Annotated in this window: 21 protein-coding genes; 8 read left to right on the forward strand and 13 right to left on the reverse strand. The window is 67.9% G+C overall.

What is annotated here, in order from left to right; genetic code table 11:
• Both QZ755_RS02100 and QZ755_RS02105 read right to left on the reverse strand, forming a co-directional pair.
• Window positions 1–1,041, reverse strand: a 1,041-nt coding sequence (locus QZ755_RS02100) for a 3-hydroxyacyl-CoA dehydrogenase family protein (RefSeq protein ID WP_294319301.1), incomplete at its 3' end; no start/stop codon positions are given.
• Complete coding sequence (locus QZ755_RS02105) at window positions 1,041–2,174, reverse strand: thiolase family protein (protein ID WP_294319248.1); 1,134 nt, start codon at window positions 2,172–2,174, stop codon at window positions 1,041–1,043. The genes QZ755_RS02105 and QZ755_RS02100, both read right to left, overlap by 1 nt.
• A 94-nt stretch (window positions 2,175–2,268) precedes the next feature.
• On the opposite strand from QZ755_RS02105, the gene QZ755_RS02110 reads away from it, so the two are divergent.
• On the forward strand, window positions 2,269–2,673 hold the full coding sequence (locus QZ755_RS02110; protein WP_294319250.1) for a MerR family DNA-binding transcriptional regulator: 405 nt from the start codon (window positions 2,269–2,271) through the stop codon (window positions 2,671–2,673).
• 73 nt (window positions 2,674–2,746) lie between these two features.
• Window positions 2,747–4,129, forward strand: coding sequence for a M20/M25/M40 family metallo-hydrolase (locus QZ755_RS02115; protein ID WP_294319252.1), 1,383 nt, complete (start codon window positions 2,747–2,749; stop codon window positions 4,127–4,129).
• Between the two features lie 40 nt (window positions 4,130–4,169).
• Here the strand turns inward: QZ755_RS02115 and QZ755_RS02120 are convergent, their stop codons facing one another.
• The gene (locus QZ755_RS02120; protein WP_294319255.1) at window positions 4,170–4,826 is read right to left on the reverse strand and encodes a YjbE family putative metal transport protein; all 657 of its coding nucleotides are present in this window, start codon (window positions 4,824–4,826) and stop codon (window positions 4,170–4,172) included.
• 144 nt (window positions 4,827–4,970) lie between these two features.
• Between QZ755_RS02120 and QZ755_RS02125 the strand changes: the two genes are divergently transcribed.
• The gene (locus QZ755_RS02125) at window positions 4,971–5,666 is read left to right on the forward strand and encodes a hypothetical protein (protein WP_294319258.1); all 696 of its coding nucleotides are present in this window, start codon (window positions 4,971–4,973) and stop codon (window positions 5,664–5,666) included.
• Window positions 5,667–5,742: 76 nt separating this feature from the next.
• On the opposite strand, the gene QZ755_RS02130 is transcribed toward QZ755_RS02125, so the two are convergent.
• From QZ755_RS02130 to QZ755_RS02140, 3 genes are all read right to left on the reverse strand, one after another.
• Window positions 5,743–7,386 (reverse strand): M28 family metallopeptidase, encoded by a 1,644-nt coding sequence (locus QZ755_RS02130; protein WP_294319261.1) that lies wholly within the window; start codon window positions 7,384–7,386, stop codon window positions 5,743–5,745.
• An 88-nt stretch (window positions 7,387–7,474) separates the two neighbouring features.
• Window positions 7,475–8,962, reverse strand: coding sequence for an ABC transporter permease (locus QZ755_RS02135; protein WP_294319263.1), 1,488 nt, complete (start codon window positions 8,960–8,962; stop codon window positions 7,475–7,477).
• Window positions 8,959–9,879, reverse strand: coding sequence for an ATP-binding cassette domain-containing protein (locus tag QZ755_RS02140; protein ID WP_294319265.1), 921 nt, complete (start codon window positions 9,877–9,879; stop codon window positions 8,959–8,961). The genes QZ755_RS02135 and QZ755_RS02140 overlap by 4 nt, the downstream gene beginning before the upstream one ends.
• 200 nt (window positions 9,880–10,079) lie before the next feature.
• Here QZ755_RS02140 and QZ755_RS02145 point away from each other — a divergent pair, with 200 nt between their 5' ends.
• The 3 genes from QZ755_RS02145 (at window position 10,080) to QZ755_RS02155 (ending at window position 14,932) form a co-directional block, all read left to right on the forward strand.
• Complete coding sequence (locus QZ755_RS02145) at window positions 10,080–10,955, forward strand: fatty acid desaturase (RefSeq protein ID WP_294319268.1); 876 nt, start codon at window positions 10,080–10,082, stop codon at window positions 10,953–10,955.
• A complete protein-coding gene (locus QZ755_RS02150; protein ID WP_294319269.1) occupies window positions 10,948–11,745 on the forward strand; it encodes a PhnD/SsuA/transferrin family substrate-binding protein in 798 nt (265 codons plus the stop codon). The genes QZ755_RS02145 and QZ755_RS02150 overlap by 8 nt, the downstream gene beginning before the upstream one ends.
• A 160-nt stretch (window positions 11,746–11,905) precedes the next feature.
• A complete protein-coding gene (locus QZ755_RS02155; protein WP_294319272.1) occupies window positions 11,906–14,932 on the forward strand; it encodes a TonB-dependent receptor in 3,027 nt (1,008 codons plus the stop codon).
• A 71-nt stretch (window positions 14,933–15,003) separates the two neighbouring features.
• Here QZ755_RS02155 and QZ755_RS02160 read toward each other — a convergent pair whose 3' ends face one another.
• The 7 genes from QZ755_RS02160 to paoA all read right to left on the reverse strand — a co-directional run bounded on the left by QZ755_RS02160 (window position 15,004) and on the right by paoA (window position 22,688).
• Window positions 15,004–16,377: a HAMP domain-containing sensor histidine kinase gene (locus tag QZ755_RS02160; protein WP_294319276.1), complete on the reverse strand. Its 1,374-nt coding sequence runs from the start codon at window positions 16,375–16,377 to the stop codon at window positions 15,004–15,006.
• A gap of 15 nt (window positions 16,378–16,392) precedes the next feature.
• Window positions 16,393–16,542: a hypothetical protein gene (locus QZ755_RS02165; RefSeq protein ID WP_294319277.1), complete on the reverse strand. Its 150-nt coding sequence runs from the start codon at window positions 16,540–16,542 to the stop codon at window positions 16,393–16,395.
• A complete protein-coding gene (locus QZ755_RS02170) occupies window positions 16,539–17,237 on the reverse strand; it encodes a response regulator transcription factor (RefSeq protein WP_294319280.1) in 699 nt (232 codons plus the stop codon). Before QZ755_RS02170 ends, QZ755_RS02165 begins: the two co-directional genes overlap by 4 nt.
• 32 nt (window positions 17,238–17,269) lie before the next feature.
• Window positions 17,270–18,736 (reverse strand): DUF4153 domain-containing protein, encoded by a 1,467-nt coding sequence (locus QZ755_RS02175; protein WP_294319283.1) that lies wholly within the window; start codon window positions 18,734–18,736, stop codon window positions 17,270–17,272.
• 178 nt (window positions 18,737–18,914) lie between these two features.
• Window positions 18,915–21,104: an aldehyde oxidoreductase molybdenum-binding subunit PaoC gene (paoC, locus tag QZ755_RS02180; protein WP_294319285.1), complete on the reverse strand. Its 2,190-nt coding sequence runs from the start codon at window positions 21,102–21,104 to the stop codon at window positions 18,915–18,917.
• A 4-nt stretch (window positions 21,105–21,108) separates the two neighbouring features.
• Entirely contained in the window at window positions 21,109–22,059 is a 951-nt protein-coding gene (locus QZ755_RS02185; protein ID WP_294319288.1) for a xanthine dehydrogenase family protein subunit M, read from the reverse strand.
• On the reverse strand, window positions 22,056–22,688 hold the full coding sequence (paoA, locus tag QZ755_RS02190; RefSeq protein ID WP_294319291.1) for an aldehyde dehydrogenase iron-sulfur subunit PaoA: 633 nt from the start codon (window positions 22,686–22,688) through the stop codon (window positions 22,056–22,058). Before paoA ends, QZ755_RS02185 begins: the two co-directional genes overlap by 4 nt.
• Window positions 22,689–23,009: 321 nt before the next feature.
• Here paoA and QZ755_RS02195 point away from each other — a divergent pair, with 321 nt between their 5' ends.
• Window positions 23,010–23,357 (forward strand): thiol-disulfide oxidoreductase DCC family protein, encoded by a 348-nt coding sequence (locus QZ755_RS02195; RefSeq protein WP_294319296.1) that lies wholly within the window; start codon window positions 23,010–23,012, stop codon window positions 23,355–23,357.
• The gene (locus QZ755_RS02200; RefSeq protein WP_294319298.1) at window positions 23,354–23,848 is read left to right on the forward strand and encodes a DUF427 domain-containing protein; all 495 of its coding nucleotides are present in this window, start codon (window positions 23,354–23,356) and stop codon (window positions 23,846–23,848) included. Before QZ755_RS02195 ends, QZ755_RS02200 begins: the two co-directional genes overlap by 4 nt.
• Window positions 23,849–24,079: the final 231 nt, after the last annotated feature.

Consider the following 24,079-nt stretch of genomic DNA (forward strand, 5'->3'; position numbering starts at 1 on the left):
CGCCCAGGCATAGTCGCCGACCTTGCCCGGCGTCGCGACCAGCGCGGCCAGGTCCTTTTCGGCGCGGCCCGGCAGACGCTCGGGCTTCTTCTCCGCGCGATACTCGCCGGTCTTCAGGTCGATCGCCTGCTTGGCCTTGGTGCCGTCGGGCTTGCGGTCGAGGCGGTAGAAGCCGCCCTTGCCCTTGCGGCCCGTAAACCCTTCCGCGATCATCTTGTCGACCAGCGGCAGCGGGCGGATCGTGTCGAAATAGGCGTCGCCCTCCGGCAGCGTCGAGGACAGCGACTTGGCGAGCAACGGCATCAGGTCGATGCCGACCAGGTCGATCAGCCCGAAAATGCCGGTCTTGGGCACACCCATCGGACGGCCGCCGATCTGGTCGGCCTCCTCGACGGTCAGGCCCTGGTCCATCGCCGCATTGATCGCGACCGCCAGCCAATAGGTGCCGATGCGGTTGGCGATGAAGCCCGGCGTATCCTTCGCCCGCACGATCCGCTTGCCGAGGTTACGGTCGACGAAATCCTCGACCCGGCCCGCGACCGCCGGATCGGTATCGGCTCCGCGCACGATCTCAATCAGCCGCATATAGCGCGGCGGGTTGAAGAAATGGGTGATGAGGAAGTCGGCGCGGAACCCCTCGCCCCGACCCGCGACCAGATGGTCGAGCGGGATGGTCGAGGTGTTGGACGACACCGCCGTGCCGGGGCGCTTGAGCGCCTCGATCCGGGCATAGAGCGCCTGCTTGATGTCCAGTCGCTCGACCACCGCCTCGACGATCCAGTCGCATTCGGCGATGCGCTCCAGATGGTCGTCGATATTGCCGGTCTCGACCAGCTTCGCCGCTGATTTCGACATGAACGGCGCGGGATCGGTCTTGAGCATCCGCGCGACCGCGCCCTTGGCCACCGCATCACGGTCGGGGCCGTCCTTGGCGATATCGAGCAGCAGCACCGGCACCCCTGCATTGGCGACATGCGCGGCGATGCCAGCGCCCATCACCCCTGCGCCGATGACGCAGACCTTGCGGATCGCCGCGTCCATCATGCGCGCTCCAGCACGGTGGCGATGCCCTGCCCGCCGCCGATGCACTGGGTCGCCAGCGCATAGCGCCCGCCCTCGCGCGCCAGCAGCGCCGCTGCCTTGCCGACGATCCGCGCGCCGGTCGCGCCCAGCGGATGGCCGATCGCGATCGCCCCGCCGTCGAGATTGATCGCCTCGTCCTTGATGCCAAGGTCGCGGATGCAGGCGATCGCCTGCGCCGCGAACGCCTCGTTGATCTCGACCACATCGATGTCGTCGATGGTCAGGCCGGCACGCGCCAGCGCCTTGTTCGACGCGCCGATCGGGCCCAGCCCCATCGTCTCCGGCGCGCAGCCCGAAATGCCGATCGACTTGATCCGGGCGAGGATGGTCAGCCCGTGCTTCGTGGCGAATTCCTCGGACGTCACCAGCACCGCGCTGGCGCCATCGGTCAGCGGCGACGATGTGCCGGCGGTGACCGACCCGTCCTGGCGGAAAGCGGGCTTCAGGCCGGACAGCGCCTCGGCCGTCGTGTCGGGCCGGATCGTGCCGTCCTCGCTCACCACACCACCCTTGGTCTGGATCGGCACGATCTCGTCGGTCAGCCTGCCCGAACTGCGCGCTTCGGCGGCCTTGCGCTGGCTGGCGACGGCGAAGGCGTCCTGTTCGTCGCGGGTGATCTGGTACTTCGTCGCGACATTCTCGGCGGTGTCACCCATGCCCATATAGGCCCCGGCGCTCTTGGCGGCCAAGGCGGGGTTGGGCAGCGGGTTGTAGCCGCCCATCGGCACCCGGCTCATCGATTCGAGGCCGGCACAGATGAACGCCTCGCCTGCCCCCACCTCGATCTGCCCAGCGGCGATGTGAATCGCGCTCATCGACGATCCGCAGAAGCGGTTGACCGTCATGCCGCCGACCGACAGAGGCAGGTCGCCCAGCAGCGCCACCATCCGCGCGACGTTGAAGCCCTGCTCCCCTTCCGGGAAGGCGCAGCCCATCACCACATCCTCGATCTCCGCCGGATCGACGCCGGTCCGCTCGATCAGGCCGCGCACGACCTGCGCCGCCAGATCCTCCGGCCGCACCCGCGCCAGCGCGCCCTTGCCCGCCAGGTGAAAGGGAGAACGAACATAGCCTGCGATTACGGCCTTCATCGACGCGATCCTTCCCGGTGTCTGGCCATGTTTGCCATGGCTATATGACCTATACGATAGCTATGTTACCTATAGGGTATATGGACGAGGCGCAATGGCCGGCGGGGACGCAGCGATGAACGAAGAACTGACCGGCATCCACGCCGTCGCCGATACGCTCGGCATCACCCCGCGCACGCTCCGCCTGTACGAGGACAAGGGGCTGATCCACCCGGTCCGGGTCGGCAACAACCGCGCCTATAGCCACCGCGACATCGTGCGGATGCGGTTGATCCTGCGCGGCAAGCGCCTGGGCTTCTCGTTGCGCGAAATACAGGAATTCCTCGACCTCTACAGCAGCGACCCCGGACAGGACGAACAGATGCGCACGCTGGCCGAGCGCTGCCGCAGCCGGATCGACGCGCTGAACCTGCAACGCCAGGCGCTGGAGCAGACCGTCGCCGAGCTGGAAGAACTGGAACAGACCGCGCTGGCGCATCGCTGCAAGGGCGGTCGGTAAGCGACTGCCGCAGCCCCTTGCGCCATCGCGGCGAACCGCGCACCCTTTGGTCAAAAGGGGTTGGGAGACTGCCATGCGCGTGCTGTTTGCGACGATCGGGGCCACCATGGCGTGCGCGGGTGCCGCACAGGCACAGGACGCCGCCACTACGCCGGCAGGAAAGGAAGCGCTGACGCTGCTGGTCGACGGGGTCAAGTTCCAGACCGTCGCCGGCAACGGGCAGGTGCCGGCCTATGCCGCGTATCTGAAGGCGAAGCTGCTGTCCGCCGGCTTCGCACCTGCCGATGTGCAGTTCGTGCCCATCGGCGAAACCGGCTATCTCACCGCGCGCTATCCCGGCCGCGACCGCAAAGCGAAGCCGACGATCGTGCTGGCGCATATGGACGTGGTGGCCGCCGATCCAAAGGACTGGACCCGCGATCCGTTCACGCCGGTGGTCGAGAACGGCTATGTCTTCGGACGCGGCAGCCTGGATAACAAGGCCGGGTTGTCGATGGCGGTCGCCACCCTGATGAAGCTCCGCCGCGCGAAATGGGTGCCGCAGCGCGACGTCGTGCTGGTGCTGACCGGTGACGAGGAAACCACCATGAAGACGACGCGCGCGGCGGCGGCGGCGTTCAAGGATGCGGCGCTGGTGCTGAACGCCGATGCCGGCGGCGGGCAGCTGGGCGACGATGGCAAGCCGGTGGTGTACGCGTTGCAGGCGGCGGAAAAGGTCTATGGCGACTGGCACCTGACCATCACCGATCCCGGCGGGCACAGCAGCCGTCCGGGGCCGGACAATGCCATCGTCCATCTGGCGGCGGCGGTCGGGCGCATCGCCGCCTATCGCTTTCCGCCACAGCAGAACGAAATCACCAGGGCATCGCTGGCCGGCACCGCGACGATGACGCCGGGACCGCTGGGCGCGGCGATGAAGGCGTTTGCCGCCAATCCGAACGACACCGCCGCCGCCGACGCGCTGTCGGCAGACAAGCGTTATATCGGGCAGGTCCGGACGACCTGTGTCCCGACGATGTTCAACGGCGGCCATGCGCCCAACGCCCTGCCGCAGCGCGCGGTCGCCAACATCAACTGCCGCATCTTTCCCGGCACCCCGCGCGCCGCGATCGAGGCAAAGCTGGTCGAACTGACCGCCGATCCCAAGATTTCGGTCAGCTTCAACGACAACGGCACGATCGAGGCCGGTGCCTCCCCGCTCGATCCCAAGGTGGTCGCGGCGGTCAAGGCGGCGGTGGAGAAACGCGCGCCCGGCCTGCTGGTCGTGCCGGCGCAGGAAGCGGGCGCAACCGATTCGATGCACTTCCGCGCCCATGGCATCCCCAGTTTCGGGGTGGGCGGCGTGTTCATGAAGCCTGGCGACAGCTTCGCCCACGGGCTGAACGAACGCGTGCCGGTGGCGACGTTCGATCCGGGCGTCGCGTGGTGGGAATCGCTGCTAAGGACGCTCGGGTAACGCCTCGCCTCCCCTCCCCGGAAAGGGAGGGGGTTACCGATCAGCCGAACAGCGCCAGTACGCCGCGCGACGGATCAACCAGCCCTTCGTAGATCATCTTGCAGGCGACATAGACGATCACCGCCAGCCCGATATAGGCGACCCAGCGATAGCGTTCGATCACGCGGGCCAGCACGTTGGCGGCGACGCCCATCAGCGCGACCGACAGGATCAGCCCGATGGCGAGGATGCCGGGATGCTCGCGCGCGGCACCGGCAACGGCCAGCACATTGTCGAGGCTCATGCTGACATCGGCGACCGCGACCGCCCAGGCGGCGCTGGCAAAGGTGCGCGGTGCGCGGGCCTTCAGCTCGACCGCTTCGTCGCCGGCATCGCCGCCTTCCTTCAGCTCGCGCCACATCTTCCACGCGACCCACACCAGCAGCAAGCCGCCGGCAAAGACGAGGCCGGTCACCTGCAACAGCTGCGTCACCACCAGCGCGAAGGCGACCCGCAGCACCAGCGCCGCGCCGACGCCGATCAGGATCACCTTGCGCCGCATGTCGGCGGGCAGGCCGGCGGCCAATGCACCGACGACGATGGCATTGTCGGCGGCCAGCATGATGTCAATCAGCACGACCTGGCCAAAGGCGGCCAGCGCCGACGGGCTGCCGATATTGGCGAAATCGGCGACGATATGGTTCCACAGTTCGTTCATCGGGGCAGCCTATAGCGGGAAAGCGTTGCGGGACCAGCGCCGCGCGCATGTCGGCATACTGGCGTGTCGAACCGGCGGACGGGGGTGAGGTTCCGTGATGCAATATACCCTGTCGCCTTGTCCCGTGCCGTGACAGGATGGGCCATGCTCCGCCTCGCCCCGCTTGCTGCCCTCGCCCTCACCGCCCCCGCCTTCGCGCAGGAAGCGCTCCGCTACGATGTTGCCGAACGGACGCGCGCGCTGGCGTTCGATCCGGGACGGTTCTTTGCCGATACGCCGCAACCGGCAATCGCGATCCGCTATGTCGGCGACGATCGCAGCGTGCCGGTCTATGCGATTGCCGTGCGGCATGGCTGCCGGACCGATCCGGGGACGGTCGATGGCGATCTCGATTGCGGCCAGCGGCTGATCGCCCGGATGCTCCGCGCGCCGTTTCCCGGCACGCCGCGCCGCCCGCGCGAGCGCGGCTATCGCCTGATCCGAACGTTGGAACAGGGTCGCCCCGACAGCGACGAGGCGCTGCGCCGGCAACTGGATGGCGTAGGTCTGGAATGGGTCGAGGCGGACGTGCGGCGATGCCCGAAGGCGATGGCCCAGTTGGCGACGATCGGCGAATTGCGGTTTGCCACGGGGATCGATTTCGACCGGCGGCTGTCGGAAATCGTGCTGCACGCCGATACCATCCGGTTCGAGATGGGCGATTATCTGCTCCGTGCAAGCTACGAAGGCTGGCTTAAGCCCGGCACGGCCGGGTTATGGGCCGATGCCTTTGCGAAGAGCCTGGAAGGGTGCTGGAAGCCGGCCACCGCACCGGTGCCATGGAAAGCACCGGTGCGATAGGGGCAGTCCGCGACAGCCAACCGCCATACCCCCGCCTGCGCGGAGGCACGGTCGGCGAGGCGACGTCGCGCTTCCCCTATTTCCCCCGCGCCGTCGCCGTCTTGTCGCGCGTCGCGCGAAATTCGCTGTCGCTCGACCAGTTCGGCCAGACCCGCCCGTCCGCCAGGCGACGGCCGAGCGTGTAGAGGATCGTCATGTCGCTCTGCACGCTGCCGGTATTCCAGTTTGGATCAAATTCATCAGCGGGCTGATGATATCTGTCGCGGGTATAGGCGTCTTCCAGTGCCTTGCCCCGCGCCGCGCCACCGACGAGCAGGTCGCGGCCGGGGCTGTAGGACAGCGCCGGCACCCCCCGCTTGGCGAGCGAGAAATGGTCGGAGCGATAGAACAGCCCCGCCTCGGGCCGCGAATCGGGCGTGTAGCGCCGCCCCTCCGTCGCCGCCGTTTCGGTCAGCATCGTCAGCAGGTCGAGCTTGGCGATACCGTACATGCTGAAATCGCGGGTCTTTTCGGCCCCGAACGGACCATCCATGTTGATGACCCCGGCGGTGGTCGCCAGCGGCCGGAGCGGGTTGGCGGCATAATATTCGGAGCCGAGCAGCCCCTTTTCCTCGGCCGTCACCGCCAGGAACAGGACCGAGCGGTCGGGTTTCGGCCCCTTGCCGTAAGCCCGCGCCAGTTCGAGCAGCGCGGCGACGCCCGACGCATTGTCGAGCGCGCCGTTATAGATGCGGTCGCCCTTCGCATCGGGCTGTCCGATGCCCAGGTGATCCCAATGCGCCGAATAGATCACGGTCTCGTTCGGATGCCTGCTGCCCGGCAATACGCCCGCGACATTGTGCGAGGTGATGACCTCCGGCTTGACGGTATAACGCGCATCCAGTGTCGCCTTGAGCGGGATGGCCCGAAAATCGGCCTTGCGCGCCGCCGCCTTGGCCGCATCGAAGTCCAGCCCCGACCGCTTGAACAGCTCGACCGCCAGGTCGCGCTGGATCCACCCCTCCATCGGCACGTGCGACGCGGCGGGGTCCTTGCGCACGATGTCGAACATGGTGTTGGTGTTCGAATTCTTGACCGTGGCCCAGCCATAGGAGGCCGGCGCGCTTTCATGGACGATCAGGATACCCGCCGCGCCCTGCCGCGCGGCTTCCTCGTACTTATAGGTCCAGCGGCCGTAATAGGTCATCGCCTTGCCGCCGAAATCACCCTCGCCCCCTTCGAAATCGGGATCGTTGATCAGGACGACCATGATCTTTCCCTTGAGATCGACCCCCTTGAAGTCGTCCCAGTTCCGCTCGGGCGCCTTTACGCCATACCCGACGAAGACCAGCGGCGCATCCGCGATCGCGACCGATTGCTGCCCGGTCATCGCTGCGCGCACCGCGATCTGGTCGCCCTGCGTCAGGGCCTGTTTCGTACCCGCGGCGGTGATCGACAGCTGCGGCGTGCCGACGATGTCCGACTTCAGCAGCGGCACGTCCTGATACCAGCTGCCCTTGTCCCCGGCGGGTTGCAGGCCGGCGGCCTTCATCTGCTCGGCGATATAGGCAATGCTCTTCGCCTCCGCCGGCGTGGCCGGTCCACGCCCCTCGAACGCATCGCTCGACAGGGTCTGGATGTCGCGCGAAATCCGCTGCACGTCGAACGTCGGCGCCTTTGGCGCAGGCGCGGCGAGCGCGGCGGTCGACACTAGCAGGGCGGGCAGGATCAGGCGCTTCATCAACGGCGAACTCCGAACGGATGCGATTGTCGGGAAGTGTGGCGCAGGTCATCGGCGGCGGCAATGGGCGGCGCGGACGCTTTGCCCCCTACCCCGGCCGGCGCATCAGCCCGATCAGACCGGCCAATTTGGGCCGCCCGCCCCCGGCCAACAGGCTCGCGCGGAAGATGCGGCCGAGCAGGATCACCTCCACCACGATGAACGCGGCGGTCAGCGCACCGGCCGCCCAGACCTGCCACAGCGGCATCCCCGTGCCGAGCCGCGCCAGCACCGCGAACGGTGTCCAGATCGGGATCCAGGTCAGCAGCTCGACCGCCGGGCCGGTGGCGCCGCGCAGCACCGCCTGCACCAGCACGGTGACCGGGATCATGATGACCATCAGCACGGGGGTCAGATACCCTTGCGCATCGCGCATCGAATCCGACACCGCGCCGATCACGAGGAAGATCATCGCCACGACGATGTAGCCTGCGACAAAGAAGTACAGGATCGTCGCGATCGCCCCGAACGACGACACCGGCTCCAGCGCGGGGCGGATCATCTCGGCGATGGCGCCCTGCGTGGCAAAGGCGGCGACGATCCCGCACGCCGCCCAGGTCGCGACCATCGACAGCCCGATGCCGACCGTGCCGATCAGCTTGCCGTACATCAGTTCGTTGGGGCTGACGCACGCCAGCACCGTCTCGATCAGCTTGTTGCTGCGTTCCTCGACCGACCCCTGCAACATCCAACTGCCCGACAGGATCAGCGACATCAGCAGGATATATGCGCAGGCGAGCGGCAGGATCGATCGGATCAGCACCCGTTCACGCCCGCTGCCGCGCGGCGGCACGACCACCGCGATCGCCGGCGCAATCTGTGTCGAGGCGGCAGCGACCGGCGCGGCGACACCGTTCGCCTGCAGATAGCGGACCTTCAGCTCCTGCGCGAGCAACCCCTGCACCATCGTCACGAACCCGCTCGACGGGGCACCGTTGGCCCACAGCCTGACGTCGGGAGAACGACCGAAATCGGCGGGGATATAGACGGCATAGTCGAGCGGCTTGGCCTTGCTCCCTTCCCCCGGACGCAGCAGTCCTTCGAGCGCCTGCCCGATCGCTTCGGGCGGGGCGGCGGCGACCGGTGCGGGCACGGGCACGATGGTATAGGCCGGATCGGGCGCGTCGAAGTCCGGCACCTCCCCGCCCTTCGCCCTGACCTTTGCCAGCGCGCCGTCGGCCCCGCCCGCCGCGACGAATGCCGCGACATCGGCGTCGCTGTACCAACGGTCGTGCCGCGCCCAGGGGGCCTCGGGATCGACGGCTTCGAGCCTGTTGCTTTCGACGTAGCGGGAGAACTGGGTCAGCACCCGGCGCTGTTCGTCCAGGTCGATCCGCGCCGCGATCGCCTGCGCCGTCGTACCGCCACTGCGGTCGATCAGCATGATCCGCTGCGTGTCCGAATCGTCGAGGAAGCGTGACGCGACCGGTCCGATCGCGAACGCCAGCGGCAGGATCAGCAGCGTGACCCAGAAGCTGCGCGTCGCGGCGATCTGACGAAACTCGCGCGCGGCGACCAGCAGGATATGGTTCATCATGCGCGTGACTCCGCCGATCCGACGATATGGAGAAAGACGTCGTGGAGGCCGGGCCGATGCTGCTCGAACCGCCGCAGCGGCACGCCCGCCGTCGTGCAATGCTGCAACAGGTCGGCGGGATCGCGCCCCGGCGCCAGCGCTACGTCCCAAGCGGTCCACCCCTCGCCCAGGTCACCCTTGGCCGTGGCGGATTCGACGCCCGCCAGACCGGCGGGCGACTGGCGCGCCACCACGTCCAGCCGCGCCGGCAGCGTCGCGCGCGCTTCGTCCTGCGTGCCCTCGAACCGCTTCGCGCCCTTGGCCAGCAGCAGCAGCCGGTCGCACAGCCGTTCGGCGTGCTGCATGACATGGGTCGAGAACACGACCGCCGCCCCGCCACGTGCAGCGCTCAGGATTTCCTCCTCCAACAGTCCCTGATTGACCGGGTCCAGCCCGGAAAAGGGTTCGTCGAGGATCAGCAGGCGCGGCGCGTTGATGACGGCGGTGGCCAGCTGCACCTTCTGCGCCATGCCCTTCGACAGCTTGTCTACCCCGGTCTTCAGGTTCGCGCCAAGGCCGAACCGGTCGAGCAGGTCCCGGCCTCTGGCGCGGGCGTCACCGGCGGTCATGCCCTTCAGCCGCCCGAAATAGACCACCGTCTCCAGCGCGGTCATCGACCGGTACAGCCCGCGTTCCTCGGGCAGGAAGCCGAGCAGCCCGCTCGATTCACGCCCCGGCGGCTTGCCCAGCACCTCGATCTGCCCCGCATCGGGGCGGATGATGTCCAGCACCATGCGCAGCGACGTGGTCTTCCCCGCGCCATTGCCGCCAAGGAAGCCGAACACTTCGCCCGGCGCGACCGCAAAGCTCAAATGGTCGACCGCCGTCATCGCGCCGAACCGTTTCACCACGCCGTCAAGGCGCAGGGCATGTTGCATCCGAAATTCCCCCCGGTATCGCCGCCATCATTGCCGTTTATCGATACGTCGACAAGAGGGAATGGCGGGGGCAGCCGCCAGGAGAATCCGGCGCCGGGCGGCGAAGGGTCGGTGCGCCCCTCCACCGCTGCCTCGACCGGGCAGGTAGCTGGAAGCCGCGGACCTTGCCATCGCCATATTCATACTGTTACGATGGGAATATGGCAAAACGGGTCCGATCGATCGAGTGGCCGACCGTCCTGCTGGCGGTGGTGATTCATGGCGGGTGGCTGGCGCTGACCGCCCTGCATGGTGCGCTCGCCTGGCCGGTGCTGGCGCTCCTGGGTGGATGGTTCGTCGCGTGGCACGGGTCGCTGCAGCATGAGACGATCCACGGCCATCCCACGTGCTGGCGGCAGGTCAACGACATGATCGGCGGGGTGCCGCTATCGCTATGGCTACCCTATGGCGCCTATCGCCGGACGCATGTCGCGCATCACGGATCGCCGCACCCGACCCATCCGGCCCATGATCCCGAATCGCGCTATGTGACCGGTGGCGGGATCGGCGCGGCGGTGGCGCGGGTGCGCGCGACCTTGGCCGGCCAGTTGCTGATCGGCCCGATCGCGGCGATCGCGCTGTTCCTGCTGGACGAAGCGCGGCGGGTCCGTTCCAATCCCGGCGGAGTCGCGCGCGAATGGGGACCGCACCTGATCGGGGTCGCGCTGGTGCTGGCATGGCTGTCGTTCGTCGCGCTGCCGATCGGGACCTATCTGCTGTGCTTCGTGCTGCCGGGACAGGCCGCATCGCTGCTGCGCGGCTTTGCCGAGCATCGCGCCGATGCCCCCGGCCCGTCGCGCGCGGCAACGGTGGCGTCGCGCGGGCCGCTGGCGCTGCTGTTCCTCAACAACAACCTCCATGCCGCGCACCATGCCGCCCCCGCCGCGCCATGGTATCGCCTGCCCGCCGTCGAACGGGCGCGGACCGATCGCCCCGAACCGCGCTATCGCGGTTATCGCGACGTCCTGCGCCGCTTCGCGCTCACCCCGCACGATACCGTTCGTCATCCGGCGCTGGAGGGAGATGGCCATGGGTAGGATCGCATGGCTCAGCATGTACGACCACCCTGCACAACACGGCGCCAATGACCGGTTCTGGGCAGCCATTCGCGACCGGTTGCGCGACCATGGCCTGCCCGACGTGCCCGATCGCCTGACGCGCGGGGTCGCGACCGGCGCGGTGTGGTCGCATCCAGACCTGTTGCTCGGCATGATCTGCACCCGCCCCTGGGCGCGCGAGCATCCCGGACTGCGGCTGCTTGGCCATCCGGTCTATGCCGGCACCGATCGGGCGGGTGAGCATCGCAGCCTGATCGTGGTGCGGCGGGACGATCCGGCGCGCGACCTGTCAGCGCTGCGCGGGCGGGTGGCGGCGATCAACGATGCGGGATCGAACACCGGCATGGCGTTGCTGCGCGACCGGATCGCCCCGCTGGCGGGCGGCGTACCTTTTTTCCGCAGCGTCATCACCACCGGCGCCCATGCAGACAGCGTCGTGGCAGTCGGCGACGGCCGAGCCGATGTCGCCGCGATCGACGAAGTGACCTTTGCCGCGCTCGCCCGGCACGATCCCGTCGCGACCGGCCGGCTGCGCATCCTCGATACGACCGATCCGGCGGCCACCCCCGCCTTCGTCACCGCTGCCCCGCCCGCCGTCGCGACCCTGCTCGGCACGGTGCTGGCGCAGGTGCTGGCCGACCCCGTGTCGGCAGAGGCCCGCGCCACCCTGTTCCTGACCGGCATGGTGCCGCCGCACCCCGACCTGCCCGCCCGAATCGTCGCACAGGACGCGCGTGCGGCGGCGGCAGGCCATTTTCGCCTGTCATAGCGACCGCGCCGCTGCAGCGGATAAATTTCCATACGCACCCAACCGGCTCCTTAACGCCCCGGTAACGCCCCCCGCCATAACGCAGCCCCGCGCCGTCCTGCACGGCGCATGGGGGACGGGCGCTACAAGTCGCCGTGTAAATGTTGGGGGAAAATTCCTGGTGGTTGTGATTCATTCGGCTCGTGGCGCGCTGCGCCTCGGCATCTCGACGGCGGCGTTGCTGGCTGCGACCGCGTTTCCGGCACTGGCCCAGGATGCGGTATCGGCACCGGTAGCAGCCACGGCCGAACCGGTGGTCGAGGATGCGGCGGCGGCGCCCGTCGCACAGGTTCCGGCAGCACCGGCGGCCACCGCCGATGCCGGTCAGCCCGCGACGATCATCGTCACCGGCACGCTGTTCCGCGATTCGAACGCCAGCTCGATCTCGCCGGTGACCGTCCTCAGCTCCGAAACGCTCGAACGTGCGAACATCACCACTGCGCAGGATGCGATCCGGTCGGTTTCGGCCGATAGCGCCGGGTCGATCTCGACCGGCTTCCGCAACGGTTTTTCCGCCGGCGGTGCCGCGGTATCGCTGCGCGGTCTGGGCGTATCGTCGACCGTCGTACTGATCGACGGGCTGCGTTCGGCCAACTTCCCGCTGAACGACGACGGCCATAACGCCTATGTCGACCTGAACTCGATCCCGTTCAGCATCGTCGACCGGATCGAAGTGCTGAAGGACGGCGCCTCGTCGACCTATGGCGCGGACGCGATCGGCGGCGTCGTGAACCTGATCAGCAAAAAGAATTTTCAGGGCGTCGAAGGATCGGTGCAGGGCGGCACCACCGAAAAGGCCGATGGCTCGCGCTACCGCGCGACGCTGACCGCCGGCTATGGCGACTATCGCGAACAGGGGTTCAATTTCTACCTGAACGGCGAATATACCTATGACGCCTACATCACCAACAATTCGCGCGGCTATCCGTTCAACACCCTGGACCTGCGGCCGAGCGGCCTGAGCGATCGCAACCTCAACGATGAATCGCTGACCGCGCAGAACCCGCAGGCGGTCGTCGTCCGCGTCAGCCAGAGCGACCTGAACAACCCGCTGTCGGGCAAGATCGGTTCGCCGCTGACCAACCAGTATCAGCTGCTCAACCCCGGTTCGTGCCCGTTCGGCACCTATACGGTGAACACGACGGCGGCACGGGGGACGGCATGTGCCCACAACATCCCCGGCGAATATTCGATCATTCAGCCGCAGCAGCAGCGCTATTCGACGACCGGCCGCCTGAGCATCCGGCTCAGCGACAACCTCGAGATGTTTGCCAGCGGCAGCTATTCGCATTCCGAAGTCGACATCAAGGGCGCTCCGACCGGCATCCGCCAGACCCAGCCCTTCGGCGGTTCGGCGGCACTGGCGTCCAGCAGCCCCGGCATCGTGCTGCCGGTCTATATCTGTGCGGCCGGCACCAACTGCGCGACGGCGGCGGATCGGCGGCTGAACCCGAACAACCCTTATGCCAGTGCCTTTGCCGCCAATCCGGGCCAGGGTGCGGCGCGCATCTATTATTCGTTCGGCGACATTCCGGCGAACAGCCACCGCTATGTCGACGTGTTCCGCACCACGGCGGGCATTTCGGGCGATCTGGGCAGCGGGTTCAAGTTCCGGCTGAACGGCGTCTATGCCCGCGACAATTTCGCCGTCACGCAGCGCGGCTTCCTGAATATCCAGGGACTGCTGAACGCGATCAACACCGGTGCCTACAATTTCGTCAATCCGGAACAGAACAGCGCGGCGGCGCGCGCACAGATCTCGCCCGATCGCACCACGCCATCCTATTCGACGGTCGCGACGATCGGCGGTTCGCTGCTGAAGGCGCTGCTGCCGCTGGGCGGGGGCGACCTGAACGTCGGTGCCGGGTTCCAGGTCCGTCGCGAAACGCTGATGAACCGTAACCAGAACCGCGACCTCAGCTATTATGGGCTGAACACGTCGTCGGCGCGCGGCGCGCAGACGGTGACCGCAGGCTTCTTCGAGATCGACGCCCCGTTCGTGCGCGAATTCGACCTGAACGTCTCTGGCCGCTACGACAATTATTCGCAGGGCTATAGCCGCTTCTCGCCCAAGGTCGGCATGAAGTTCATGCCCATCGACCAGTTCTCGCTGCGTGCCACCTATTCGAAGGGGTTCCGCGCACCGACCTTTGCCGAAAACAATCCGGCCAGCAGCTATTCGGGCTTCTCGTCGTTCACCCCGCCGGCCAGCTTCGTCGCCGCGCATCCGGGCAACGCCGCCTATACCAACACCTATAACATCGGCAGCGGTGCGACCGGCAACGCCGACATCCTGCCCGAAGTCTCGCGCAGCTTCTCGGCCGGCGCGATCTTCAAGCCGGTGCGCTGGTTCAACCTGACGGTCGACTATTACAACATCAAGAAGTCGAACCTGATCGTCACCGGCCCGCGTCGCGCCGATGCGATCGCGGCTTACTACGGGCAGGCGACGTCCGCTGCCGGCTGCGCCGCGCTGGCGGCGGTCGGCGAAGGCTATCGCTGCAACGTCATCGACGCGCCCGATCCCGACAACCCCAACGCCCTGCCCCGCCTGCTCGTGTTCGACGTGCCCTATGTCAACGCGAACTATCAGGTCAGCTCGGGCGTCGACATGCAAGCGAACCTGAACGTCCCCGTGACGGACCAGCTGCGCCTCATCAGCCGGCTCGACGTTACGCAGGTCATCAATCTCGACCTGGTGACCCCGGACGGCGTGGTGCAGAAATATGCCGGTACGCTTGGGCCGTACCAGCTGTCGTCGGGTGGCGGCACGCCGCGTACCCGCGGCAACTGGCAGAACTCGATCGAAGTCGGCAACCTCGCCGTGACCGCGACGACCTATTATGTCGGCCGGATCAAGCAGGTTGCGGCAGACAATATCACGCCGGTCAACGGGGTGATCGACCTGTCGTGCAGCAAGGCGCTGACCGCGCAATGCTATATCCGGCCGTTCATCTATGCCGACCTGAACGCCGCGGTGGAGGTGAACGACCAGTTCCGCTTCTTCGTCAACGTCCAGAACGTGACCAACGCCCGCGCCCCGCTGGCGTCGGGCGCCTATACCAGCAATCCGAATTATCTCAGCAGCTGGCACTATGCCGGGCTGGTCGGCCGCAGCTTCAGCGCGGGCGCCAAGTTCAACTTCTGATCCTGCCTGCACGAACGCTGCGCATCGGGGGCACCCTCCCCGATGCGCAGCGCGCGGGCCATTCCGGTCCGCTACCCGGCGATCGGCAGCGTCAGCCGAAACGCCGCCCCCCGCCCCGCCACGACCAGCGCGATGCCGCCACGATGCGCCTCGACCAGCGATCGCAGGATCGACAGGCCCAGGCCCGTCCCGCCATCGGCACGCCGCGTGGTGAAGAACGGTTCGAACACGCGCGCCCGGTCGCCCACCGCGATGCCGGGGCCGTCATCGGCCAGGGTCAGCACGACCGCTCCCCCCTCCACCGCCGCCGTCACGTCGATCCGCCCGGCGCCCGCCTGCCGGCTGTTGTCGATCAGCGTCGACAGCGCGGTTTCCACCACCCCGCGCGGCACCGCGACGGCGGGCAGCGCTTCCATCGGCAGCGCGACCGCCAGCACGCTGGCATCCGCCGCGCAGCGCAGCACGTCGGTCAGGTCGGTCGTCGCCCCCGCCTCCCGCGTCGCCATGTCGGCCCGCGCCAGTTCCAGCAGCCGGCTGACCAGCAGGTTCAGCCGGTCGGCATCGGCGGCGATATTCGACAGGAACCGCGCCCGGTCGCCTTCGCCCATGTCGCCATGGTCCTGTAACAGTTCGACCGCTCCGCGAATGCCCGCCAGCGGCGTCTTGAATTCATGGCTGACCGCATGGGCGAAGTCGCGCAGATAGCGCGAACGCAGCGCGATCGCCTCCGCCATCGCGCCGAAATCGCGGTACAGCGCCTGGATCTCGACTGCGGCGGTCGTGGGCGGTGCCGGAACGCTCCCCCCGCCGCCAGCCACCGCGCGCGTCGCATCGCGCAGCGCCTCGACCGGGCGCACGATCCCGCGTGACAACAGCCCACTCAGGCCCACCAGCGTGGCAAAAATCGCGACGATCCCGAACGCGATCTTGCCGCGATCCTCGTGCAGCCCGACGAACAGGCTGCGTGGCGATCGCGCCAGCAGCAGCACGCCGACCACCCGTCCGTCGACGATCACCGGCCGCGCATGATGGATGCGCAGGTTCGATGCCCGGCTGAGCCATTCGAACGGGTAATCGGGGCGATAGGCGGCGTTGCGGCGCAACGTCGTCACCGCCCGCCCCCGCCGCGCCGCCTGCACCTCCGGCAGGCTCGGATAGCCCATGCCCGCCGGTCCCCGCGCGACGATACGCCCATCGGGGTCCAAAAGCTGGATCGACGCCAGCGTCGCCGCCGCCGTCATCGCCAGCACCGGCGCGACCTGCCCCGCCCAGCCGAGCGTGCGGGGATCGGCGCCCGGCATCGCCACGGCGGCGGGTCGTTCGGGCAGGATGCGCGACAGCCGCAGGTCGAGGCTGGAACCATAGCCCGACCGTACGATCCCCGCCCCCTGTCCGCCGGGCCAGTCGCGCGCCGCCACCGCCGCCAGCGCGGCGCCCTGTGCCACCAGCTCGGTCTCGGTCTAGCGCAGCAGGCTGTTTTCATACACCCGCAGGAACAGCGCGCCGATGCCGGGCAACGCCGCCACGAATACAAAGGTCGTCAGCAGGATCGTGCGCAGCCGCAGCCGGGGCCAGTGCCGCCGGACCACCGCCTTCGCACGGCCGATCATGCGCCGCAGCTGCCCAGCCGATAGCCGACCCCGGCGCGCGTCTCTACCACGTCGCCACCACCCACGCTCGCGAACTTTGCCCGCAGGTTGCGGATATGGCTGTCGATCGTGCGGTCGGTGATCGCAAAGCCCGGCCCGTGCAGCCGGTCGATGATCGCGTCGCGGCTGAACACCTTCGACGGCATCGCCGCCAGCGTGCGCAATATGCCGAATTCGGTCACGGTCAGCGCGACCGGGGCCCCCGCCCAGCTCGCCTGCCACCCGTCGGGATCGAGCCGCAGCTGGCCGTGGGTGAGCGGCGCGGCGGCGCTCTCCACCGCCGGCGGCCGTGTCCCGACCCGCCGCAGGATCGCCATCACCCGCGCCACCACCTCGCGCGGGGAAAACGGCTTCACGACATAATCGTCGGCACCCAGCTCGATCCCCAGCACCCGGTCGATCTCGTCGTCGCGACTCGACAGGAACAGGATCGGCACGTCGCTGGTCGCCCGCAAGCGGCGGCACAGCTCGATCCCGTCCATGCGCGGCATGTTGATGTCCAGCACGATCAGGTCGGGTGCCTGTTCGGTGGCGATGGCCAGCGCCGCCTCGCCATCGCCGGCCTCGATCGATGCCAGCCCGGCCTTGTTGAGCGCGAACGCCAACAGCTGGCGGATGTGCGGGTCGTCATCGGCGATCAGGATGGTGCGCGGCATGGGACACGGGATCAGCGCGAGCGGGGCGCACGTCAAGATTGCACCTGTTCGGCATCCAGTACGTAGCAGCTGCGCAACCGGGGAAGGGTCGGCATCGTGACCACGCCCCCCAGTTGCGCACGGGCGGCAGACAGGCGGCGTCCACCGCGTGGGGTCCAGCTGCCCCACTGCGCCTGCCGCCATGCCAGATCGGCGAACAAGGTCTGGCGGAGCTGGCGCACCCGCAACCGCGTATTTGCGTTCATCGGCCGCTGTTCCAGTGCGATCACCGGCAGCAATGCGCCGTCCCCGACCTGTTGAAGATAGCAAAGGTCGACCGCCTCGGACTGCTGCGCCCGCACATTGTACGCGGCCGCCGCCGCGCCCAGATCGACCACGCTGCACACGCTCAGCACCACGCCCGCCGCCAGCGCATTGGCATTGACCAGCCACGTCACGCTCTTGCCCGCCAGGATCCGCCAGCCGATCAGGACCAGCCCCAGCGCCACCAGCGCCATCCACAGCAACGCCGCGATCCGCCACGCAGTCAGCATCGATTCGTCAATATAACGGGTGGTGCGCAGCGCGCTGGACGCCACCAGCACCAGGTTCTGTGCGACCCACAAGGTCACCAGCCGCCGCGCCCAGCGATTGCCCGCACTCGCACTGCCCGGTCGCAGCATCGCCAGCGCCAGCACACCGGCGACCAGCGCGGTGACGATCAGCGGATAGGCGCCACGATGGGCATAGTCCGCCGCGCTCACCCCGTCGGGCAGTCCCCCTCCGCTCCACAGGAACGCGATGTCGAGCGCGTTCTGGAGGGCAAAGATCGCGTTGAACAGACCGAGCGCCAGCAGCACCGATGGCAGCGACGTCCCCGGTATCCGCGGTTCGGGGTCGGGCAGCCGTGCGGCAAGGCGCAGCGCGATGCCGCGCGGACGAAAGGCGGACCACGCCACCGCCGCGACGAACGCCCATAGCGCCAGCTGCCATGGACCGGGTAAGGCTACGGTGTAGAGCGCCTGTTCGATCACCGGATTGGCGCGGGCGAACAGCGCCAGGAACACGATTCCGCCGATCACCGGCAGCGCCAATGTCGCCGCGACCCGCGCCGGCGACACGCCCCGGCCACGCACCGCCCCCACCTGCTTCAGGTCGGACAGCAACGCGAACGGCGTACTCAGCCCCTGCACCAGCAGCCGCGCGGTCCAGCGCCACGCATCGTCGAACCCGCGCACCCGTGGCAACAGCGCCGCGACCGACAACGCGGTCCAGAACAGCACCCATGCCAGCACCCCCGGATCGTCGAACAGGACTGCGGCAAACAGCCCCGCCACCGCCACGGCACCCCATGCGGCCCGGCGGTGCCGCACATCACGCCGCACCACGACCAGCAGCACCAGCCACGCGGCGGCCAGCGCGCCGACCCGCGCACCTTCGAATCCATCGGGGAACAACCAGTGGAACAACTGGACCAGCGCGACCATCGCGGCGATCTTGACCAGGAAACTGAAACGCATCGTGCGGCTCCCCCCGACAACAGGAGCAACCGCGTTAGGCCGATGCCATCGACCCCTGATCCGCAGCGCAACGAAGTTCGGCGCAGGCGATGCGCAGTTCCGGTGCAGCGCACGCGGAAAGGAAGGCCCCCTTTCCGCGCGACCGGCCGCCGTTCAGGCCGTGCCCATGCCTGAGAAATCAGGCGATCGCGGGCAGCTTGTCGAGATATTTGTCCAGCGTGATCGGATATTCGCGCACGCGGATGCCGGTCGCGTTATAGACCGCATTCGCCACCGCCGCGCCGACACCGCACAGCCCCAGTTCGCCGACCCCCTTCGCCTTCATCGGGTTGGCCTTCTCATCAGCTTCCGCCAGGAACACGACCTCCTGGTGCGGGATGTCGGCATGGACCGGCACTTCGTAGCTGGCGAGGTCGTGGTTGACGAACAGGCCGAAACGCGGATCGACCGCCAGTTCCTCCATCAGCGCCGACCCGACGCCCATCGTCATCGCGCCGATCACCTGGCTGCGCGCCGATACCGGGTTGATGATTCGCCCGGCGGCGCACACCGCCAGCATCCGCTGCACCCGCGTCACGCCGGTATAGGCATCGACCGCGACCTCGACGAAATGCGCGCCGAACGTGGCAAAGGCATATTGCTTGTCGAGCGCGCCGAATTCGATGCTGTCCTCGGCAGTGAGGGTCCCGGCTTCGCCAAGCGGGACCGAGCGTCCGCCGCCGGTCACCTTGCCGCCCTCGAACACCGCGTCATCGCCCATGCCCAGCTTCTGCGCAACCTGACCGCGCAGCGCGACACAGGCGGCATAGACGCCCGCCGTGCTGTTGGGTGCGCCCCATTGCCCGCCCGACCCGGCGGAGACGGGATAGGCGGAATGACCCAGCCGCACATCGACCGCCTCGACCGGCACGCCCATCATCTCCGCCGCCGTCTGCGCGAGGATCGTGTAGCTGCCGGTGCCGATGTCGGTCATGTCGGTTTCCACGACGACCCGGCCGCCCTCCAGCCGCACCCGCGCACCCGACTTCATGTTGACGTGGTTGCGGAACGCCGACGCCATGCCGACCCCGCGCAGCCATTTGCCGTCGCGGACCTGCCCCGGCTTGGCGTTGCGCCTTGCCCATCCGAAGCGTTCGGCACCTTCGGTCAGGCACCGTGCCAGCTGGCGCTGCGAGAACGGCTTTTTCGGGTTGGCCGGATCGACCTGCGTGTCGTTCTTGATGCGGAACTGCACCGGGTCCATTCCCAGCTTTTCCGCCATCTCGTCCATTGCGACTTCCAGCGCCATCATCCCCGGTGCCTCGCCCGGCGCACGCATCGCGTTGCCTTCGGGCAGGTCGAGGACCGCCAGTCGCATCGCCGCCAGCCGGTTTGCGCCGGCATAGAGCAGCTTGGTCTGGTTGACCGCCGCTTCGGGGCCGCCGTCCGGCTGGTCGCCCGAACCGCTTTCATGGCCGATCGCGGTGATCGTCCCGTCGGGGGTACAGCCGATCCGCACCCGCTGGCGCGTGGCCGGACGGTGGGTCGCGTTGTTGATCATCATCGGCCGCGCCATGGCAAGCTTCACCGGCCGCTTCGCCGCCTTCGCGCCCAGCGCCGCCAGCACCGCATCGGCCCGCAGGAACAATTTTCCGCCGAATCCGCCACCGACATAGGGCGATTGCAGCGTGATCTTGTCCTTGGGGATGCCCAGCGTCTTGGCCAGGTCGCCGCGCCCCCAGTCGACCATCTGGTTCGAGGTCCAGATCGTCAGCCGGTCGCCTTCCCATCGCGCGGTGGAGGCGAACGGCTCCATCATCGCATGGCTATGGTCGGGCGTGGTATATTCGGCGTCCAGCTTGACCGAGGCGCTGGCATAGCCGCCCTCGAAATCGCCGACCCGCGCCTCGGCCTTGCCATCGTCGCCGGGCGCCGGCTTGGCCGATTTCAGCCCTTCCTCGAGATCGAACCGACCCTTTGCCCGTGCATAATCGACACGGACGAGATTGGCGGCGGCGCGCGCCTGTTCGAACGTTTCGGCGACGACCACCGCCACCGCCTGGTGATAATGATCGACCGACGGACCCGCGAGCAGCTTGACGGTGTTCATCCGCCCCTTGCCCAGCGGCCCCGCGGTGTCGGCGGTGACGACCGCCAGCACGCCCGGCGCGGCGCGCGCGGCGCTGAGGTCGATTGACCGGATCGTGCCCTTGCCCACACCCGCGCCGACGATCACGCCATAGGCGGCGTTAGGCACGTCGCGGGCATGTTCGAAGGCGTAGGGGGCGAGGCCAGCGACCTTTTTGGGGCCGTCGATGCGGGTGCGCGCGCGGCCGACCACCTGTTGCCGGTCGATCGGATTGGTGCCGGCGGGGGTTTCGAACTTCATGGGATCAGCCCTTCGCCTGCGCGATGACAGAGGCCAGCGCGCGGGTCGCGAGCGGCAGTTTGAAAGCATTGTCCTTCGTCGGCGTCGCACCCTGAAAGGCGCGTGCCGTCACAGCGGCGGCGCCTTGCGACAACAGCGCATCGGCCGCCTCGACCCGCCAGGGTCGGGGTGCCACGCCACCGAACGCGACACGGCCCGTGCCGTCGCGCTGGATGACGGCGGCAACCGACACCAGTGCATAGGCATAGGATGCCCGATCGCGCACCTTTTCATAGAAATGCCTGCCGCCGATCGGGCGCGGCAGGGTGACGGCGGTAATCAACTCGCCCGGTTGCAGAACCGTGTCCAGATCGGGCCGGTTACCCCATAGCCGGTGGAACTCGGCGATCGGAATCCGCCGCGTGACGCCGCTGCCGTCGATCGTTTCGACGACCGCGTCCAGCACCCGCATCGCCACCGCCATGTCGCCGGGAAAGGTCGCGATACAGTCGGTCGATACGCCGATCACGCCCAGCTGACGCGAATAGCCGCCGATCGCGGCACAGCCGGACCCTGCCTTGCGCTTGTTGCACGCCATGTTGGTGTCGTAGAAATAGGGACAGCGCGTCCGTTGCAGCAGATTGCCCGCCGTCGTCGCCTTGTTGCGCAGCTGTCCCGAAGCCCCCGCGACGATTGCACGGGTCAGCACGCCATAATCACGCCGCACGCGCTCATCGGCAGCCAGATCGGTATTGCTGACCAGCGCACCGATGCGCAGGCCGCCATCCGCCGTCTTTTCGATCCGGTCGAGCTTCAGGTCCTGCACGTCGACCAGATGCGCCGGCGTCTCGATTTCAAGCTTCATCAGGTCGAGCAGATTGGTACCGCCGGCGATGAACTTGGCCTCTGGCCGGGTGGCGACGATCCGCGCCGCTTCGGCCGGGTCTTTCGCGCGCTCATAGGTAAAGGCTCTCATGCGCCCGCGACCTCCGCCATGGCATCGGCGATGTTGGAATAGGCCCCGCAGCGACAGATATTGCCGCTCATCCGCTCGCGCAGTTCCATGTTGGTGGCCTGGGGCTTTTTCGTCAGGTCGGCCTGCACATGGCTCGGCACCCCGCGCCTGATCTCGTCCAGCACCGCCACCGCCGAACAGATTTGCCCCGGCGTGCAATAGCCGCATTGATAGCCGTCATGCTTGACGAACGCGGCCTGCATCGGGTGCAGCCTGTCGGGCGTGCCCAGCCCTTCGATGGTGGTGATCCGGTCGCCGTCATGCATGACCGCCAGCGTCAGGCAGCTGTTGATCCGCTTCCCCTCGACCATCACCGTGCAGGCGCCGCACTGGCCGTGGTCGCAGCCCTTCTTGGTACCGGTCAGGTTCAGGTGTTCGCGCAGCGCATCGAGCAAGGTTGTCCGCGTATCGAGCGTCAATTCGCTCGGCCGCCCGTTGACCGTCAGTCGCACCGGCATCGTCGGCGGGGCCGCCGCCGGCGTCGCCCCCTGTGCCGCTGCCGCCAGCGGATGCGCTGCCAGTGCCGCGCCCGCCGCCCCGGCGGCCAGCACGCCCCGGCGCGATAGTTCATAGTCGGACGTTTCGCCCATAATGGAATTTCCCGTTGGCCCCGAATGCTGCACGGAATACGCCCCAGCACATGGCATAACGATGCAAACCGATTTCCGTTTCAGAACAGGACGTGATCGGTACGGAAAACGTCCGAACCCGCCACATTCATCGGAGGAGCGCCGGCTGACCGGCAACTTTCTCAGGCGCGCTGTCGTTCTGTACCCCTGCTTGCCTGGTTCGAACCACGCGTCCGTTGGCAACAGGACAGGCGCGGCGTGGGTCCGGACGTTGCCCAAGCGACGTTTCCAATCGGATGGATCAAATGCTGATGACACGCGTCGTCGTTCACCGGACTCAGCATGGCTGATCGGCTTACCGTCTGGTTCGATGGCGGTTGCCCGCTTTGCACGCGGGAAATCGCGGTGATGCGGCGGCTCGACCGGGGGCGACGGATCGATTTCGTCGATGTCGGCGCGCCGGAAACCGCGTGCCCGATCGAGCGCCGGCTGCTGCTCGAACGCTTTCACGCGCGGGAGGATGGGCGGATGCTGTCCGGCGCGGCAGCGTTCGCGGCGATGTGGCGTGCGATCCCCCTGCTGCGCCCCCTCGGTCTGTTCGCCCGCAACCGGAACGTCTTGCGCGGGCTGGAGGCACTGTATCTGCGGTTCCTGCGCGTTCGCCCGACACTGCAACGGTGGGTGCGATGACGCCGCGCCGCGATCCCGTTGGTCCGGGACAGGTCAGCGTATGGGATTTTCCCCGCCCGGCGATTGCCGAGCCGTGCGATCGGCATATCCGGATCGAGCATCGCGGGATCGCCATCGCCGACACCATCCGTGCGGTCCGCACGCTGGAAACCAGCCATCCGCCCAGCTACTACCTGCCACCCGACGACATCGCGATGGACTTTCTGCGCCCCGCACCGGGCCGATCGCTGTGCGAATGGAAGGGACAGGCGCGCTATTGGGATGTCGTCGTCGACGGCGTCGTCCTGCCCCGTGTCGGCTGGAGCTATGCCGACCCGACCCCCGCGTTTCGCAGCATCGCCGGCCATATCGCCTTCTATGCCGGGCCGTTCGAGGTCTGCACCGTCGACGGTATCCCCGTCATGCCGCAACCGGGCGGTTTCTATGGCGGGTGGATCACGCCCGAGCTTGCCGGTCCGTTCAAGGGTCCGCCCGGCACGATGGGCTGGTAACGCGACACCGCCCCCGCTGCGGGTGCAGCAGGGGCGGCGGGGGTGTGGCGCGGGTGCGGATCGATGTCGATCAGCGGCCGGCGAGTGCGCGGTCCAGATCGACGCCGCGTGCTTCCCATTCGCCGCGCGTCTTGCAGACCTTGGTCAGGATGCGGCTGCCGGTAGCTTCGGTCTTGAAGCAGTAGCGGGCGTTGGGCGATGCCTTGTAGGCGGTGGCGGCGGGGCCGGCGG

Source organism: uncultured Sphingomonas sp. (genome assembly GCF_913776855.1).
Lineage (GTDB): Bacteria > Pseudomonadota > Alphaproteobacteria > Sphingomonadales > Sphingomonadaceae > Sphingomonas.